The organism is Paenibacillus sp. LjRoot153 (assembly GCF_964253085.1).
Taxonomy (GTDB): Bacteria; Bacillota; Bacilli; order Paenibacillales; family NBRC-103111; genus Paenibacillus_E.
Map to the genome: position 1 here is coordinate 2559870 of NZ_CAXUQH020000001.1, position 19539 is coordinate 2579408.

12 protein-coding genes and 1 pseudogene are annotated in these 19539 nt (G+C 42.1%); all 13 read left to right on the forward strand.

The annotated features are described in order from the left end of the window. The first annotated feature begins 63 nt into the window (after window positions 1-63). The 13 genes and pseudogenes from ACSQ8P_RS11235 (at window position 64) to ACSQ8P_RS11295 (ending at window position 19537) form a co-directional block, all read left to right on the forward strand. Window positions 64-654 carry an NAD-binding protein gene (locus ACSQ8P_RS11235; RefSeq protein ID WP_436235243.1) on the forward strand — a complete coding sequence of 197 codons (591 nt, stop codon included), beginning with the start codon at window positions 64-66 and terminating at the stop codon, window positions 652-654. Between the two features lie 97 nt (window positions 655-751). Continuing rightward, window positions 752-853: pseudogene (locus ACSQ8P_RS11240) on the forward strand (glycerate kinase); the annotation flags it as partial. A gap of 271 nt (window positions 854-1124) precedes the next feature. After that, on the forward strand, window positions 1125-1814 hold the full coding sequence (locus tag ACSQ8P_RS11245; RefSeq protein ID WP_436235244.1) for a FadR/GntR family transcriptional regulator: 690 nt from the start codon (window positions 1125-1127) through the stop codon (window positions 1812-1814). 695 nt (window positions 1815-2509) lie between these two features. Next, a complete protein-coding gene (locus ACSQ8P_RS11250) occupies window positions 2510-4201 on the forward strand; it encodes a sensor histidine kinase (RefSeq protein ID WP_436235245.1) in 1692 nt (563 codons plus the stop codon). Between the two features lie 5 nt (window positions 4202-4206). After that, a complete protein-coding gene (locus ACSQ8P_RS11255) occupies window positions 4207-5667 on the forward strand; it encodes a response regulator (protein ID WP_436235246.1) in 1461 nt (486 codons plus the stop codon). A gap of 56 nt (window positions 5668-5723) precedes the next feature. Continuing rightward, window positions 5724-7004, forward strand: coding sequence for an ABC transporter substrate-binding protein (locus ACSQ8P_RS11260; RefSeq protein ID WP_436235247.1), 1281 nt, complete (start codon window positions 5724-5726; stop codon window positions 7002-7004). A gap of 195 nt (window positions 7005-7199) precedes the next feature. After that, on the forward strand, window positions 7200-8552 hold the full coding sequence (locus ACSQ8P_RS11265) for an ABC transporter substrate-binding protein (RefSeq protein ID WP_436235248.1): 1353 nt from the start codon (window positions 7200-7202) through the stop codon (window positions 8550-8552). An 82-nt stretch (window positions 8553-8634) separates the two neighbouring features. Next, on the forward strand, window positions 8635-9501 hold the full coding sequence (locus tag ACSQ8P_RS11270) for a carbohydrate ABC transporter permease (RefSeq protein WP_436235249.1): 867 nt from the start codon (window positions 8635-8637) through the stop codon (window positions 9499-9501). Next, window positions 9498-10325, forward strand: coding sequence for a carbohydrate ABC transporter permease (locus ACSQ8P_RS11275; protein ID WP_436235250.1), 828 nt, complete (start codon window positions 9498-9500; stop codon window positions 10323-10325). The genes ACSQ8P_RS11270 and ACSQ8P_RS11275 overlap by 4 nt, the downstream gene beginning before the upstream one ends. A 199-nt stretch (window positions 10326-10524) precedes the next feature. Beyond that, the gene (locus ACSQ8P_RS11280; RefSeq protein WP_436235251.1) at window positions 10525-11841 is read left to right on the forward strand and encodes an ABC transporter substrate-binding protein; all 1317 of its coding nucleotides are present in this window, start codon (window positions 10525-10527) and stop codon (window positions 11839-11841) included. A gap of 374 nt (window positions 11842-12215) precedes the next feature. Further along, the gene (locus ACSQ8P_RS11285) at window positions 12216-16739 is read left to right on the forward strand and encodes a glycoside hydrolase family 3 C-terminal domain-containing protein (protein WP_436235252.1); all 4524 of its coding nucleotides are present in this window, start codon (window positions 12216-12218) and stop codon (window positions 16737-16739) included. A 77-nt stretch (window positions 16740-16816) separates the two neighbouring features. Next, complete coding sequence (locus ACSQ8P_RS11290; protein ID WP_436235253.1) at window positions 16817-18493, forward strand: S-layer homology domain-containing protein; 1677 nt, start codon at window positions 16817-16819, stop codon at window positions 18491-18493. Between the two features lie 213 nt (window positions 18494-18706). Then, window positions 18707-19537 (forward strand): vWA domain-containing protein, encoded by an 831-nt coding sequence (locus ACSQ8P_RS11295; RefSeq protein WP_436235254.1) that lies wholly within the window; start codon window positions 18707-18709, stop codon window positions 19535-19537. Window positions 19538-19539 lie beyond the last annotated feature (2 nt).

Consider the following 19539-nt stretch of genomic DNA (forward strand, 5'->3'; position numbering starts at 1 on the left):
GCTGATGAATGTGTGAAAGAGCAGGGACTATGAAGAGTAGTCGAGCACGTTATCGCAGGAAGGGTGCACGGTATCCTTTCTTTAGGCAGTAACGGAGAATTTTATGGACTGGATCATGAGCAGCTCATGATCTTAGGTTCATTGGTTTGCGGTGCTGTAGGTTGTGTCGCTTCAACAGCGAGTATTGTGCCGGCATTGGTCGTTGAAATATTTGTGTTAAAAGCAATGGCAGCCTCTGTCATACGTACAAGAGACATCGGAGCAGGGAATGTGACCAAGCTGGTTAATCAGATCGTAGTTGCTATTAACATTGCCGCGATGTCCGAAGCATTCGTGCTTGCCAGCAAGGTTGGTGTACAACCTGAGCTCGTTTATCAGGCGATTCGCGGCGGTTTGGCCGGCAGTACCGTTTTAGATGCGAAAGCTCCGCTCGTTATGGACCGCAATTTTGATCCGGGATTCCGTATCAACCTGCATATAAAGGACTTGAGCAACGTCTTGGAAACTTCGCATGAAGTAGGCGAGCCTCTACCACTGACGGCTGCCGTTATGGAAATGATGCAGGCCTTGAAGATGGATGGAATGGGTGATTGTGACCACGGGAGCTTGATTCGTTACTACGAGAAAATGGCAAAGGTTGAAGTTAAAAGATAAGCAGCAGTTGTAAACCTCTTAGCATCTATAAGGGGTTTTCTTTGTTAGTATAGAAGTATCAGATTTTTGTATGCAAGAAAGAGAGGAGAGAAACGCGATGCGAATTATATTGGCACCCGATTCATATAAAGGAAGCTTATCTGCCCTTGCTGTTGCTGATGCGATGGAACGAGGGATTCGGGACGTATTCCCTAGTGCTACGGTGCCGGTTTAGGTAAAGGCGCTGAGGATGTACTTCAACATGGAATTGATGCTCTGATGATTATTGTGCCCCGGCCTATGGATTTAGAGTAATGTATCGTATCGGCTGAAGAGCTTATTCATGCTGCCACAGCTAGGTTATGCAGATTGATAAGTATTGGAATCAAGATGAAATAATATATCATGGCAATAGGACAACATTGTTATTTTATTTAATTCATCTTACAATATGACTATATACTTTAATCAGCAAAGAAAGAAGGGCAATTATGGTAGAACTTAAAGGAAGCGTAGAATTGGGGTCTATTAAACGAAACACGCTGCCCAAGCAAGTCATTGATAGTATTGTTCAGCTGCTGATCAGCGGACAGCTTAAACCTGGAGATAAACTGCCGTCCGAGATGGAACTGATCGATATGTTAGGCGTGAGTCGGCCAGTTCTGCGGGAAGCTTTAAGTTCGCTTGAAGCACTTGAAGTGATTACGCGAAAAACACGTGGTGGAACCCATTTCAATAATAAAATAGGCAGCAATCCGTTCTCGGTAATGCTGGCTTTGTCCGTTGGCAACCTTCCTGCGATCATCGAAGCACGTATGGCTTTAGAACTGGGACTTGTGGCCATGGCGGCAGAAAAGATTACGAACGAGCAGTTGGGACGATTGAAAGAAACTATTGATGAAATTGCGGGCAGTGTAGATAACAATTATGCGGAAGTGGACAAGGAATTCCATCGGATTATTGCATTGAGTGCGAACAATCCGATCATTGAAGGTATGATAGATCCGCTGCTTATAAGCTTTGACAAAATGGACAGACAAGTTAGGGAACGTGAACGTGATGTAACGGTCCAATTTCATACAGATATCTATAATGCACTCGTTAATCGGGATCCACATGAAGCGTTTACTCATATGTACCGACATCTTAGTTATGTCCGAAATAAGCTATTGCAGGTATAGGCTTTTGATGAATGAAGGAGTGTCCCCCCTTATGTTTAAACTTTTATCATCAAAGTATTTGATGCGACTTCTTTTACTAACGTTACTGATTGGGACGATTCCCGTGGTGGTTTTGGGGAGTCTATCATACATTCGTGCAAAGCGGGTTGTAAGGTTTCGGGATGGGTGGTTGGTTCATTAATATGAATAATATCGGCCTTACGATAATAATCGTAGGGCTTTAATCATTCAATAATGATGAGTAAACTATCTATCCCTGGACTTTGTTTTATGACTGACATTGTTGATTACTAAAGTGAAAATTTATCGTCACAATAATGAAATTTTGCAGGTTGTTATACTGCAGAATGAAAACGAATGAAGGTGGAAAATAAAGGTCGTTGTGTTGATCCACATTTTTTGGACATATCTACGCTTGAAGATTTACAAATTGAAAAGTTGACCAGGATTCCTTATGAAAATGGGTGTTCTTGTCAACTTTGTTTTTGTTGGAAGACGACAAGCATAGGGTTAACCTGAAAAAATCTGATATGTCATAAAAAAACCTGACTTACAGAGTCTACCTAATTCATGTAAGATGAATATACGTACAGAATGTAGTTTTTTTATAGAAGAGGGTCTCTCAAATGAAGCTATTCAGAAGGTTTCTAGGAAAATTACAACCTAAAAAGATACGCACTCGTTTTCTAGTGGCGATGATAACGTTATCGGTAATGCCTCTATGTGTTCTTGGATTTGTGTCATTTAATATTGCAAAAGATACTTTAGTTCAAAACCATGAACAGACGAATGAGAACCATTTAAGAACGGCAAGTGAAGTTGCGGATTTGCTCCTGCGGAATGTCATTAATATGAATCGTGTTGTCCTTTCGGATAATCAATTAAGAGAACAGCTAATTGAAAGCGGCAGAAATGGAGCGGCTTCAACAATTGGTGTCCGTACCGTACAGCGCCTGGAACATATTGTTTTGAGTAACCTAGTAGATTCACAGTATTTTGATTCTGTTTGTTTATTTGATCGGGAATTTCATTCGACTTGTTATGGTAGATCTGAGAGCGCTGGACTTTATGGAACGAATCAAACTCGGATGAACATTTCTAAGACAGAGTGGTATGATCCCGTCATCAGAGCAAGGGGGAAGGAAGTTTTCTTCAGTTATAATGTGCTGGATCCTTATACCTCTAAAGAATCTTTTTCCAGTGTAAAACTGTTGCGCGACCCGGACAATCTAGAGAGTGAGCCCATTGGCTTACTGGTAACGAATATTAAAAAGAGTATGTTTCAAACCGTTATACATGAAAGTGATAACAGTTCCTTCTTAGTAATGAATCCGATTGCTTCTAGTAGCTCCAGTATGGTTTATGCCAATAAAATTGATGTGTTGAAGGAAGTGTCTATAGAAGATGGTATGGAAAACTTGGTCCAAAACCTTGAGCAGACAGGATACTTGATTACGAGATATACGAATCAAACAACAGGGTGGACGTTCATGCATATTATTGAGGCCAAAGAGTTACTGAAGCAATCGAACCGTATTGGCGTTGCAACAGCTATCATTTCGGCTATCATCGCTTTCATTTCACTCCTTTTTGCATTTTGGATTGCCAGATCGATTACTCGCCCCTTACTACAGCTGAAGAAAATGATCTTAGAATGGTCGACAGGTGTAAAGAATTGGTTTGGAAATTTCGAAGCTGACGAAGTTGGGACAATAGGAGAAACATTTAAGCGGATGGCTATCGAAAATGTGCAATTGGGTGAACGGCTTATTGATTCTCAATTAAAGGAAAGAGAAGCTGAACTTAACACGCTGCAAGCACAAATAAAGCCTCATTTTTTATATAATACCTTAGATTCAATTTATTGGATGGCGATCATGCATGATACGCCGGATATCGCGCTAATGGCGGATTCCTTATCCGAGAGCTTCCGATTAAGTTTGAATAAAGGGAAGGAAACGATACCCTTTTTCAAAGAATTAAAGCATATTGAGCACTACATGACCATCCAGAATATCCGATTTAATCATCGCTTTACTTACATAGAACATGTTGATCCTTCCCTAATGGGAATTGATTTTCTGAAATTATTGCTTCAGCCATTGGTTGAAAATGCGATCTATCATGGCTTAGAGCCCAAAATCGGTCCTGGAACCATTAGACTTACTGCGCGACGAGAAGGCAAGGACGTGGTTATTTTTACAGTTGAAGATGACGGCGTTGGGATTGAAGATTTGACATTGATTGAGCAAGGGTATGGGTTACGGAATGTTCGTGAACGTGTGATGCTGTATTATGGGAACCAAAGCTCCTTTACATTCGCAAGCCAGCCTAATGAGGGGACCAAGATTGATATTCGAATCAGGTTGCATACGGAAGGACAGTGAACAGGATGCGTAAAGCGGTTGTATTTGACGATGAGTTCATCGTACTCCAAGGCTTTCAAACGAAGGTTGACTGGTCTCACTATGGGATTGATCTAGCGGGCACAGCGGCAAATGGGATAGAGGCATTAGCCGTATTTCGCTCGGTGCGGCCAGACATCATTTTCACAGACATCCGGATGCCTGGTATGGATGGGCTTCAACTCCTAGAGATCATTACGCAAGAAGCGCCTGATACCATATGTATTGTCTTTAGTGGATTTAATGAGTTTGAGTATGTGAAGCGAGCGCTTAAAATCGGTGTCATCGATTTTATTGAGAAACCCATTACCCTTCGGAAGATCCAAGAAGCACTCCAGAAAGTTAATATTCAAATGAATAAACAAAAGGAATTACTAGAAAAGGCAACTTTAGATCTCTTGCTTATGGGCGCAGAAGCAGAAGTGAAATGGCTGTCTACATTAGGTGTTAATGCAACTGGTATTGCTGGGGTTACCGTCTTGGCATGTTCTTCGGAAAAGGGTTATCTGACTGAAAATGACGATTACCGTGTGATCAAAGTTCGGAATGGCAGTGAGTATATAGCACTTGTTATCCATGTGAATCCGGCTACCGAGCCATTAAAGGAAAGCATGAACAATTGGGCAGAACACGCTGGTGGCGTTTCAGTTGGTTCAGGAAGAACGTATGTGAAGCTAGCCGACGCTACCAAAAGCTACAGGGAAGCTCAAAGTGCGCTACGATACGGAATGTATCTAGAGGGAGAGGGATGGACACGATATGAGGATCTCGCTGAGTGCGGGGATTTGCCAGATGGCTTGACGGCGTGGGAAGAGTTATTCGTATTTTACATCCGGACTTGTGATACCAAAGGGGTATTCCAACAACTAGAACGCTTTAAGCAGTCTTTTGAAGCGAAGAATCTGGAAAAGCGGTTGCTCGAATTAGAAATCCTCAAACTCGTTTATCTAGGCTGGGAAGCGGCCAAAGAGGCAGGGGTTGATATGGCAAAAATCATGGATGCGGATCAGTTCCCCCATGTTCAATTGCGAAAACTTGTAACATTGGATGAAATTATAGGATGGTTTCGAGATCATATTGATAGAATCATGAAATCGATGATCGATACTCGTCAGCGGATTAAGCATGACTCTGTCGACAAAGCTGTAAGTTACATGGCGCTTAACTATAATCGAGATATATCGCTAAAAGAAGTAGCCTCACATGTGGGGATGAACGCTACCTATTTTAGCCTGCTCTTTAAAGAATCCAAGGGACTAAGTTATATTAAATATTTAACAAGAATGAGAATGGAGCAAGCCAAAACGCTGCTTCTTGACGGGTTATTGATAAACGAAGTGAGTGAAAAAGTCGGCTATTATCATTATAGGCATTTTACGGAAGTATTTAAGAAGTATACCGGTGTTACACCAGGTCAGTATCGTGAGACGCATAGAAAATCTGAATAAGGGCAGAGGGGTTTGAGCAAAAGATGAGAAGGATGCTTATGAGTTCTATTTTCGTTATGCTCTTCGCCACCTTAGTCGGTTGTCGTGCAGAGGAAACCCATTCTACGGTACCTAAGGAGGATGAACTTACCAATATCACCTATATAACTTCAAACTTAGAATCCGAGGGAACGGTAAAGGTGATTACGGATTTAAGTGCGGAATATACAAAGGTAAATCCCAATGTAAAGCTTGAATACAATTATGTTGGACAGTCTGGTCTCAGGCAACGCATTCAACTGCTTGCAGCTAGCAACGATCTGCCAACCATGTTTTCCTTTGAGTCGGGGAGGCCTCTTCGTAACTTGATGAGCGAGGTGCTCGATCTTCAAAAAACATTCAAGGATCTGGGGATTTATGAGAAATTGAATCCCATTGCGGTTAATTTATTAAAACAACAGACCCATGGCGGTGGTCTGTATGCATTGCCCTTGGAACTCAACATTGAAGGATTTTGGTATAATAAATCACTGTTTGCTAAGTATGGAATCGAAGAACCCCGTACATGGGATGACATGCTTCAGGCTGCTGACCTGTTTATTAAAAATGGTATTCAGCCGTTCTCTGTGGCAGGTAAAGAAAAATGGCCAATTACAAGGCTAATAGGTGGGTATGCCGTAAGGAAATATGGCCCTGATGTGATGGAAAGTGTTGAAAAAGGTGAGATGAAAGTGACAGCCCCGGGGTTCGTGGAAGCCGCACAGACTGTTTATGACATGAGTAAGAAAGGATACTTTGGTCCAGATGCAAATACGATAGATTCACAATCTTCTATTGATTTATTTCTACAAGGGAATGCGGCCATGTTCTACTCCGGTAGTTGGGAACTGCGTGATTTTAATAATCCAGTCCGAAATAAGCTTGGATCAGAAGGCATCGGATATTTCAATATTCCTCTCGTGAAGGATGGGAGTGGGACGTTGGATGAGTTTCCTATGAACGCAGGACTAACGAATTCGTTCTCCAAGGAAGCTTTCAATCCTATTATCGGCGAATGGATGAAAACCGTTTTCAGTCAGTATGGCGATAGGGCCATGAAGGATAGCGGGTTAATCACAGGGTTCAAAGTCGAGCATATGCCTGCACAAATTCCCCCATTGACCCAGATGGTGCAGGAGAAGATAGAGTCTGCGAAACGCGCGGTATTGTGGTTCGAAGCGAATTTCGATTCGAAGACGCAATCTGTTGCATGGGACAATGCACAACTGCTGATTAGTAGCGACAGCATGACAGCACAATCTTATATGGAAGAGCTTCAGAAAGCGATTGATGTGCAACTAAGTAAACCAGAGGAGTGACAGCGGCTATACGTTTGTCACTGTTTGCCTTTGTTTCTGTGGATCCTCAGGGATCCGTTTTTTTGTTTTTAACCTAAAAAAAGTGGACGTTACTAAAGAATGAAGCAATTGTCGAAGATAAAGAAAACGCTTACGATACGTACAGAAAGCAAATTTAACAAGAAAAGGAATGAAAACAAAATGGTCAAACAAAAGATGTTACAAACAATTGGGGTTACTTCAACAACAGTTTTACTAATAGGTGTACTAGCAGGTTGCAGCAATGGGAGCACAACGCCAGCAGCAAGCAGTGCGGCGGCAAGCCCAGCTACAAGCACTGCTCCAGCTTCTGAGGCTCCTGCTAAGAAAGTTACGATTTCTTTTCTTGTAGATAATTCGCAAGACGCAGTCAACAGCGCCAATGCACTAATTGCTGCTTTCGAAAAGAAGAACCCAAACATTCATGTTGAACTTGAGACCCGCCCAGGTGGAGGAGAAGGCGATAACTTGGTTAAAACACGTCTTTCAACTGGCGAGATGACAGACGTATTTTCCTATAATTCTGGTTCGTTAATGCAGGCCCTGAATCCAGATCAAAACATCCTTGATGTAACCAATGAGCCATTTATGCAAAATGTCGTCGATTCGTTCAAACCAACAGTCACTTACAAAGGGAAGATTTATGGAGCACCAGCTGGAGCAACGATGGGCGGCGGTTGGTTTTATAACAAAAAAATATATGCTGATCTCGGTCTCAGTGTTCCGAAGACATGGGCGGAATTGATCGCTAATAATGAGAAAATTAAAGCGGCCAATATTACACCGGTTATCGGCGCTTATAAAGATGATTGGACTTCGCAATTAGTCGTTCTAGCTGATTTTTATAACGTTCAGGCACTAGATCCTAAATTTGCTGATAACTATACGGCTAACAAAACAAATTTCAGCAAGTCTCCTGCGGCGTTTAGAAGCTTCGAGAAGTTGGAAGAATTAGCGAAGAAAGGCTATATGAACAAGGACCTGACTGCGACAAGCTATGATGCTGGATTGAAGATGCTGGCAGAAGGGAAAGGAGCGCATTTGCCGATGCTGACATTCGCGATCCCGACACTAGAACAGAATTATCCAGACAAAATGAAAGATATCGGTTTCTTTGCACAACCTGGAGAAAGTGCGGATAGCAATGGATTGACTGTTTGGATGCCAAACGGAGACTATATTTACAGCAAAAGCAAGCATATTCCTGAGGCGAAAAAGTTCGTTGAATTCTCCCTCACACAAGATGCTTTGACAGCAACGGCAGTTGTATCCAAACCTACAGGTCCTTATGTGGTGAAAGGCGCTAAGCTACCAGACAATGTTGCTCAGGTCGTGAAAGATATGCTTCCGTACTTTGATTCAGGAAAAACGGCTCCAGCACTCGAATTTGTCTCCCCAATTAAAGGGCCTAGTCTTCCGCAAATCACGGTTGAAGTAGGAGCAGGATTCAAAACAGCGAAAGAGAATGCGGCCACGTATGATAAAGACGTAGAGAAGCAAGCTAAACAGCTCGGGCTTCAGGGTTGGTAATAATCAATTAGAAAAATAAATGGAGTCGGCCATGTGAGCTTCCCAGCAGGGCCGACCTCATTCATGGAGAGGTGGGAATGCGATGACCAAAATAATGAAGCGAACGTATACCTACGCATTCATTTTGCCCGCAGCGATCATATATTTCATCATTTTTATTGTCCCTACGGTGATGTCGTTCTTTTTCAGTTTAACTAGATGGACATTACTGGATTGGCAATTTATCGGACTTGATAACTTCATTACCTTCTTTCAAGAGCCTGCCCTTACAATTGGTTTCAAGAACACACTTATCTATGCTCTCGTAACATGTGTTTTAAAGGTTGTGATTGGATTGTTACTTGGCGTTTTCTTAACATCCAAAATAAGAGCCAAAGGCTATTTAAGATCGGTAATCTTTTTCCCAACTTTGTTAAGTACCATAGCGGTTGGTATTACATTCAGCATGATGATGCATCCAACACAAGGTGTGATTAATGCAACAATTTCAGCTTTGGGGATGTCTGGGCCAGATTGGCTAGGAGGTAAGCGAATTGCTCTACTCTCTGTTGCTTTGGTTGATGTATGGAAAGGTGTAGGATTCGCTACGGTCATTTATATTGCAGGTATCCTTTCTATTCCGGACGAATATTACGAAGCGCTTCAGATCGATGGAGGGCATGCGTTTCATAAATTTTGGAACATTATCGTTCCGCTGAGTCGACCAGCAACAAACTCCGTTATTATTTTATCCTTCATCGGTGGTTTAAGATCTTTCGATCTTGTGTGGGCCATGACGAAGGGCGGGCCTGGATTTACAACCGACCTGATCGCTTCCATTATCTATAAGCAATATCAAGGCGGATTCTACGGACTTGCTACGGCGGGTAACGTGATTTTGTTCCTCGTTGTAACCGCATTTGCATTCCCGCTTTACCTGTATCTCAATCGTTCAGAGGTGAATTTATGAAGGCGAGAAAATCATTTTGGTTGGAGGCATTTGCGATTGGAGCAACCGTTATCGTGTTCTGGGTGCCGTTTTATTTCGTCATTGTGAATGCGATCAAAGATAAACAGGAGTCCTCCTTATTAAATTTAAAGTGGCCTAGCTCCATTCATTTCCTCGATAATATGCGAGAAGTCATTACAGCGAGAGATTACATGCTGCTTCGCGCTTTCTATAACAGTACCGTGTTGACGGTATGTTCAATCGCTGTTCTGATTCTGGTGTGTTCAATGGCAGGGTATGTGATGCAGCGCAGGGTAGATAAAGCGACACCTTGGATTAACTTTTTCGTGTTATCTGGTTTAATTATTCCTCCTGCCATCGTTCCGACGATCTGGGTGCTGGATGGTCTGGGATTGTTCAAAACGATGACAGGGCTTGTCCTTGTCGAAGTTGCGCTGGGGTTCCCTTTCTGTGTGCTGCTGTATAAAGGTTTCATGTCAGCCATTCCCAGAGAGATCGATGAAGCTGCGATTGTGGATGGTTGCGGAGGCGGGCAATTGTATTTTAGAATGATTCTTCCACTGCTTCAACCCGTTACAGCTACGATCATTGTTACGTCTTCCGTTGGTATTTTCAATGATTTTACGAATCCTTTATATTTCTTTCCAGGATCCAAGAATGCTACGGTACAATTGACCCTGTATAATTTCCAAAGTCAGTTTGTCACACAGTGGAACCTGCTTTTCATGAATATTTTACTGATCACAATTCCGCCTCTGCTGTTATTCGTTTTCTTTAATAAGAAAATAGTAGCTGGTATGACGGCTGGTTCAGTTAAGGGTTAGTGAGAATTTTATAGTTCCTATGATAAAATACTATTTTGTCTCTATTTTCTATAGAATGTTCAAAAAAAAAAGATCTCTGCCTTGCGGTTTGACTTTTCCTCTTTCTTTAGCGTGCTATATAAAGTAATCTGATATTGTCTCGTAGACAATATCGGACATTCAGCGAAGGAAATAGTTGGCATGGAAAGAGGTAGGGATCATGAAGAGGGTTATAATCACCGTGTTGCTTTCGGCTGCGCTTAGTATGTTTGTTGGCGGCTGCGGGCTATTCAGTTTATCTGCTAAAAACGAATCTTCTTTAGGATCGAATAAACGGGAGGAGAAGACGATTCGTTATTTAACCACAGCAAGAGGGGGCGCAGCTAAAGTTATCGAGGATTTGTCTAAGGAGTATGAGAAGACGGACTCAATGGTAAACTTCCGCTTTGAAACGGTCGCTCAAGTGGATTTGCGTCAAAGAGTGCAATTGCTCGCTGCAAGTAATGATCTGCCAACGTTATTTTCTTTCGAATCGGGAAGACCGCTTCAAAACATGCTGAACGAAGTTCTTGATCTGGAGAAAACATTTAAAGAACTAGACATTTACGATAAGCTGAATCCTGCCGCCGTAAAGTTATTGAAAGAGCAGATTAGGGGTGGGGGATTGTATGCACTTCCGCTTGAAATGAACATCGAGGGATTCTGGTACAATAAGAAAATATTTGCCGATAATAATCTTAGCGAGCCAACGACGTGGGATGACATGTTAAAGGCCGCAGATATATTAAAGCAGCAAGGAATTCAGGCATATGCCGTTGCTGGTAAAGATAAATGGCCGATTACTCGTTATATTGGTAGTTATGTCATAAGGAAATACGGACCAAACGTAATGGATCGTGTCAGTAAAGGGGAGATTAAGGTCACATCCCCTGGTTTTATCGAAGCTGCTCAGGTCGTTCAAAAAATGAACAACGAAGGATATTTTGGATCAAATGTTAATACCGTTGACATCAAATCAGCTAAAGATATGTTCTTCCAAAGCAAGGCAGCTATGATTTATACGGGAAGCTGGGAATTGCGTGATTTCAATAATCCAGTAATAAATAAAATTGGCACCGAGAATATCGGTTTTTTTAATATTCCCCTTGTGAAGGACGGTATGGGAACGCTTGACGATTACGCAATGAATACAGGATTAACAACTTCCTTCTCTAAAGCAGCTTATGATTCGACTGTGGGAGACTGGATGAAGGCTGTGTTTAGCTCATACGGAGATCGTGCGATGAACGACTTAGGGATGATTACAGGATTTAAAGTTGAAACGATGCCAAAAGAAGTACCTCCTTTGACTCAGATGGTTCAAAAAAGGTTTGACTCTGCCAAAAGAGGAGCACTCTGGTTCGAAGCGTTCTTCGATTCAAAAACACAATTGACCGCGTGGGATAATGCTCAGCTTCTCGTTGCAGGGTCGACTTATTCGCCTGAAATGTATATGTTCAAACTTCAGAATGCTTTAGACGAACAATATCAAAAATAAAAAACAAGCGGAGATCCACAAAGGACTCCGTTTTTCTATTTGGCGATAAAACCTTTATCTAAACGCGGTCGCTCATCTTTGAATGGTCTCGATAGAGGTTTTCTCCCTTATTAAGTAGATCGATTTGGAAAAATTCACCCGAAAAAATTGGACGTCAACAGAAGAATGCGTAGATTGTGGATATATATGAAAGCGTTTACGATTGAATTGTTAGAAAAAAAGTAATTGGATAGTGTAGACACTTTACATTATACAGAAAGGAGATTTGAGAAAGAACACCGTTTCGCCTTCATTACTTAGGTTCACAGATTATGAATTCCTGTGGGAGCGCATTACTTGGGATACTAATATGAAACAAGGAGAGAAAGTAGAAGATGAAAAAACTTTTTAAGTCGAAGATGCTCTGCAAGCGGACTGCGACCCTTGGTATTGCACTTACTTTATCCATGTCAGCGTTTTCTTCAGTAGTAGTTATTCCAACTTTAGTTTCTGCAAGTAGTATTACTTTCAATAAACAAGTAGGTGGAGTTTTCGACGGTATGCCGCTATTCGACGGTAATCCGGACCACCTTAATGCTTTCGTAGATGCTTATTTCGAATACATAGGACTTGAGGGCGCTGCACTTTACGCAACTGGAATTCGTGATAACTATACGATGGTTATGGCTGATAATCCGAATAAGGGGAAGGTAATTCCCGGAGGGCTAGCGGCAGCAGACAACGTGTATGGGGTATCGACAGACTTTCCGGCTCTAGTAGCCTTGGGACAATCATGGAACAAGGATTTATTAACTGAGGTCGGTCAAGTCATGGGAAGCGAAAAGATTAGTCAAATCAACGTCAAACAAGGTGCTGCTAACATTCATAACGGCGCGAACGCTTCAAAGCCCATAGCATTCACCGCGCTTTCGGATCTTCGGATCAATCCATTGAACGGCCGGTTTCCTGAAGGGTATGGAGAAGATCCTTATTTGGCAGCTACTATGGTCGATAATATGGCGGCTGGACTAGCTGGTACGAATCAAAGTAATAGCAATGACGGTTTCTGGCAGCGTGCGGTTGTCGGTACGAAACATTACTCATTATATAATGCAGAGTGGTTTCGTCAGACTTCCAGCACAGCTGCAGGCGCAAGAGCCATCTACGAATATCAGACTCCTTCCGCATTTAAAGGCCTAGCTTCCGGCTCCGTTTCTGGTGTTATGACCTCCTTTGGGCGTACTAACGGCATACCCAATATTATTTCCCCTTACTTGATTCAAGGGAACAATATTGCCCGGTATGGCATGTATTCTTCACCAGATTTCAACGGTGAAAATCATTTGTTCAACACTAGCTTTAGCAATGGATACGATACGCAATATACGCTAGATCGAAAGCATGCACTTGCACTAATGGTTCTGGCTCATTCGGAGTCAGTGAGAGCCTCAGGAACTGATAAAACAGATGTCGTGACACTGGCTAATGCGGTAAATGAAGGACTTTACGGTATTACACTTAAAGATGTTCAAGAAGCTGGTAGGCCATTGGTAAACCAACTTGTCCGCATAGGTTTCTTTAACGAAGTAGATGCAAACGGAGTTCCCTTGAATTATCCGTTTGCGAACCAAGCAAAGGATGTTTCTACGAGCCTTACGAGCTTTAATACACCTGCGCATCAGCAAGTTGCCCTGCAGGCAGCTAGGGAATCAGTGGTCTTGTTGAAAAATACCGATCAGGCTTTGCCGCTTGTGAAAAATAAGAAAGCAGCAATTACAGGCATATACGCAGATATGAGGATGAAGGCTCAATACTCTGCGGCTACGCCGAACATTACTAATTCTGGTAAAACTTCATTGTATTCTATTTTGAATACGATCGGGGCAAGCAATGTGCAATATGCAAATGGCAGTGAGGTTGTTGCACTGAAATCCGTTCAAAACGGGAAATACTTGACAGCAGGTTCTGGAGCGGGCAGTCAACTGGTAGCAAATTATTCGCCAACAGATGACCAATTTACCGATGCACAGTTATTCGAGGATATGGACTGGGGTCAGAATGCTGATAGCTTGAAGTCCAAAGCAAATGGCCTGTGGGTTACAGCACCAACCACAAATAGCGCTGGCGTAGGCAATACCTCTTCAGCTGTATTGACCTTGACTAATCCTGACTGGACTTCTCTAACAACTTTGGCAACTAATAGCACCATACCGCCAAAATTGCGTATTGAAAAGAACAGTGATAGTACGGTTTCCTTGGTAGCTAATGGTTTAGCATTCCAAACAGGTATCTTCAACGGACGGTTTTTAACGACGACTCAAGATGGCAATATTGCTACCGATTCTTCTACAATTGGAAATATTACAAACTTCAACAGCCGATCCAATGCAGTTAAATTTGAAAAAACAATCGTTAAACAAGCTGGCGCGGATATCGCTGCTATGGCAAATACGCAGGATTATGCTCTGGTTTTCGTTGGCGCGCATCCTAGTAATAGTGCTGCGGAGGGAAGTGACCGTGCTAACCTCTATCTAGGGGATAACGATTATAAATTGGCCCATAACGTTGCGTCAGCCTTCTCAGCCAAAAATAAAAAGACCATTGTTGTCGTGCAAACAAGCTCACCTGTCATTCTTGAAGAGCTACAGAATGATCCTAATATTTCCGCTATTGTCACACAGCCTTATTCTGGAGAATTCGATGCTCAGGGATTGACGGATGTTCTGTATGGCGATTACTCGCCTACTGGTAGACTTACGGCAACATGGTATGCGGATATGACTGCTCTGCCGTCAATTGATAAGTATTCTATTCCTGAAGGTAACACAACAATTACATCTTTGAGTCAATTAGATCCACGTTATGTGTCAGACATGAACAATGCCGATCCATCTGAAGCAAAGCTGACCTATATGTATACAGATGCTCCGGTTACTTATCCATTCGGGTATGGACTTGGCTACGCTGAGTTTACATACAAAGACTTTGTTGCACCTGACTCTGCAAATAGCAATGGGAAATTTAATGTGTCGGTAGAAATCACGAACGAGGGTAGTATTGCTACTTCCGAAATCGTACAACTTTACCTTAAGAAAAATGGATCCGCCTATGGGCAGTACACGCCTGGTGAGAAATTGGTTTCTTATGAAAAAGTACCTCTTACTGCGGGAGAACATAAAGTTGTTACCCTTTCTGTTGATCCAAAAGATTTTGCAATTTGGGACGTCAACAAGGGGGATTATATCGTTGAGAATGGCGATTATACCCTAATGGTAGGTCATTCATCTGATGATATTCGTGCTCAGCACACTATCAATATCGCAGGAGAAAATGTTGCTTCTTTGAATGGAACTGATGGTTTCAACGTATTCGATCATTCCTTCGCTTCTCATGCAGTTGTCTACAATGAAGCTTCTAAAGAGCGTACAATAGAAAGCCTGAGAGCAGATAAAGTCGCAGGTGAATACTATACAGTTATGTCCAAAGAAAACGGTTCATGGACAGCTCTACCGAACGTTGATTTTACAGGCGCTCAAAAAATTACAGCACGAGTGGGCACTAAAGGAAGCGGAGGTACGATTACTTTGCGTGCTGACTCTCCTAGTAATGCACCTTTTGCAACTATTCAAGTACCTGTTACGGGTAAAGTGACCTATACAATGCCCACAGCAGCCGATCAAACGGTAAATGAACTTGGCTACGTGGACGTTGAAACAGTAGTTAGTAATGCACCTGTAGGACAACATACGATTTATGTTGTATTTAATGAGCCTGACCTTCGTATTGACAGTCTAAAGACTACGCAAAATGCGTTAACGATCAATAAACCGACTGAGAATACGGTGCTGCCAGCCGGCAAGGTAGGAACTTCTTATAATCAACAGCTTGATCTTGGTGTAGTAGGTGGCACTGCTCCCTACACATGGAGTGTAACAGGGCTTCCGCAAGGTTTGAGCTTTGACGTTTCGACGATGGTGCTTACAGGTACTCCAGCAGTAGACGCGGATACATCAAGTCCATATTCCGTGCAGATTAGTGTAACAGACTCTATTGGGGCAACGGCATCCATTCACAATTCGCTGAGTATTCAGCCGGCGTCGTCATCTACGGCATTTTCGGCAGAATTAACTGGTGTAAGCAGTGTCATACCAGGTCAGTCTTTTAATGTGAACTATGGTTTGGTAAATGTTACCCAGAACGTTTACGCTCAGGATCTTACAGTAAACTTTAATGCATCGCAGCTTCAATTGCTTGGCGTACAATCTCTAAAAGCCGGGCTCGAAGTCATCGACAGTCACGAAGTAGCTCCAGGACAAGTGCGCATACTTGCTTACACGCAAGGGGAAGAGAATGCTATCAGTTCAAGTGGGGACCTTCTTCAATTGCAATTCAGTGCAGGAGTTCTGTCAGGTACCGTTACTAGTTCCGTATATTTAACTAATGTGACAGTTTCCGATGATAATGGAGTGGTATTACAAGTAGGAAATGGACCCACTTACAACGTAAGCATAAGCTCTGTCTCTACTGTTGATAAAGCTGGTCTGAATACTGTAATTACTACTGCGAATGCATTGTTAAATGAATCTTCAGAAGGTAACCTGTGGGGTCAATATCCTACTGGATCTAAGACTTCTCTACAGGCTTCAATCAGCGGAGCACAAGCGACTTCAAATAATGCCAATGCTACACAGAATCAAGTAGATCAAGCAGTTTCGATGCTGAACAGTTCATTGCAATCTTTTGTAGGATCAATTAATACGCATGCTACTGTCGGGGATCTGGGAGTCATGTCGAAGTATTACAACAAAACTTCCATTACTGCTAACTGGAATGTGTTTAAACGCTATGATCATAATAATAATGGCAGAATAGATATTACTGATCTTGCTTATATTGCCAGACTTATTTTGAACTATTAACAGATTAGTATACAAGTCAAGGGGGAAGGCAGATTTGCCTTCCTTCCGGCTATTTTGTACGAAGGGAAGAAGAACTTATGTTACCAAAATTGAGTTCGATTAGCTTAAAACTAGCCATTATGATGCTTTGTTTATTATGGATTATTCCTGTGAAGGCTGCACAAGCGGAAACACCACCACAATTTCATTTGACTACGACTAACGATACTTCTATTGTTGGTAACGATATTATGATTAACCTAAGCGGGTCACAGCTGAAAGATTTATATGCATACGAAGTTAATTTGACCTTTGACTCCAATAAGCTACAGTTTAAGAATGCAGTAAGCGGATTACCTGGCGGATTTTCAGTCAATCCTATTCTGGATGGGAATAAGATTCAATTGGCGAGAACGATCGTAGGGGCATCCTCGGGGGTGAACGGGGACGCAACGCTTTATACCCTTACATTTAAAAGTATAGCATCAGGTACAGCGGATATTTTCCTTACGGGATTGACCCTTGTGAACTCTCAGCTTGATTCTTCCGAAGTTACTAGCAACGCTAAAGTAAGTGTTGTAATCGGTGGTGCTGGTGGCGGGAATTCCGGGTCTGGAGATAATCCTTCTATCCCTTCAATTCCTTTAAATAACGAACCAAGTACTTCAATTACACTAACACCCGATATGATTACTAACGATGGTGATGGAAAAGTAACCGTAGAAGTAACGGAAGCAGTTAAGGTAGTAAAAGTACCGCTTAACCTTTTTGAAATTGATGGACAAACCAGTTTAGTAGTTATGAAAGAAAATCTCAGTATGGAGTTTCCAGCAGGGCTGCTTCTTGAGTTAAAAAATAATATGTCAGAGGAACAGATGAGGAGCAGTACGGTTTCCTTAACAATGAATCCCTTATCAAACTCTGCAGCCAAAAACCTGATAACTGAAGCTGGGGTTTTAGCTGGAGCTAACCTTAACTTAGCCAGTGAGGTATATGAATTTAAATTGGAATTAATTACAGAAAACAACGAGTCAACGTTAATAACACGTTTCACTAAGCCAATTACATTGAGGTTTAAGATGGATCCATCATTGAACGAGAAACTAGTCTCTATTTATTATATTGGGGATAGCGGCTCACTCGAATTCATAGATGGCAATTATCGAAGCGGGGAGATTGTTGCTGAAATTCATCATTTTAGTAAGTATGCAGCTATTGAGTTTAAGAAACAATTTGACGATGTTCCTCGTGAGTACTGGGCAAGTGATGTGATCAAACAGTTAGCAGCTAAGCAAATTGTGAATGGAACAAGTTCAACTACTTTTGAGCCGAATAGAGAAGTATCACGTGCTGACTTCACGGCATTATTAGTGAGAGCCCTAAAATTAACAAGTAAAGGCGACATCGCTTTCTCTGATGTAACAGAATCGGATTGGTTTTTCAACGAAGTTGCGATCGCTGTTAAGGCAGGTATTGTTGAAGGAAAGACTGAATCGTTTTTTGATTCCTCCGCTTCTATTTCACGAGAAGAAATGATCACCATGTTAATGCGAGCGTATCAGATTTATCATAATGAAGCTGTTACTCTAGCCAGTAGCAAATTTGATGATGAAAATATGATTTCCTCTTGGGCAATGCCTTATGTAAAGGGCGCAAAGATATTGAATCTGATTCAAGGTCGCCAAGGAAATTTATTTGTACCACAGGGAGTTGGTAATAGAGCTGAGGCCGCACAGATGATTTATAATTTATTGAAATTAATGGAAAAGAAATAGGACAATTGTTGAAGAAGTAATCTTAGTGACATGCTTCAAAAACGTCCATCATGAAAATGGACGTTTTTGAATTCCAAGCTTCTTCCATACCAACCGTTACTTAGCAAATAAAATCCAAAATAACCATCCAATATTTTTTTTCCTCAAAAGTACAAATTTCACTTCCTGCCGGAATATGATGGGAATATGTACATTTTTTGAGGAGGAAAAATCATGTATTCAGCAGAAATCAGCCGTTCAGATCCGTCTTGTTTTCTGTTTATTATTGACCAGTCCGGATCGATGTCCGACCCGTTCGGGGCTAGCTCAAAAGCTGGAAGTGTTTCCGATGCAATAAATCGTTTATTACAAAATCTTAGTATAAAGTGTGCAAAGTCGGAAGGTATACGCGACTACTATCATGTTGGTGTGATAGGCTATGGCGCCAGCGTTGGCCCGGCATTCGGCGGTGTATTAGCCGGAAAGGAATTAGTGCCGATTAGTGAAATAGCAGATAATCCGTCAAGATTGGAAAAACGTCTGAAAAAAGTTCCGGATGGGGCAGGCGGGCTTGTGGATCAGCTTGTTAAGTTTCCTGTTTGGTTTGATCCTGTCGCGAACGGCGGTACTCCAATGTGCCAGGCGTTGAATACAGCCCATCTCATCTTGAGCCAATGGATCAGTGAATACTCTCATTGTTTTCCGCCGGTGGTCATTCATATTACCGATGGAGAATCCACTGACGGTGATCCGACTGCTGCAATGGAACAAATAAGGCTACTAGCTACGGACGATGGAAATGTATTGCTGTTCAACTTGCATATCTCGGGCAGTCCGAATGCGGTTGAGCTGCGTTTTCCGGAAACCTCGGATGGACTGCCTGACCAATATTCCAGGATGCTCTACGAAGGCTCAAGCATGCTGACACCATTTATGATCAAGGTGGCCAATCAAGAACATGAATTGAATCTTTCGGATGGAGCAAGGGGATTTGTATTAAATGCCGATTTAACCCTTGTGATCCAAGCGCTTGACATTGGAACGCGTCCCGCCAATCTTAGGTAGGG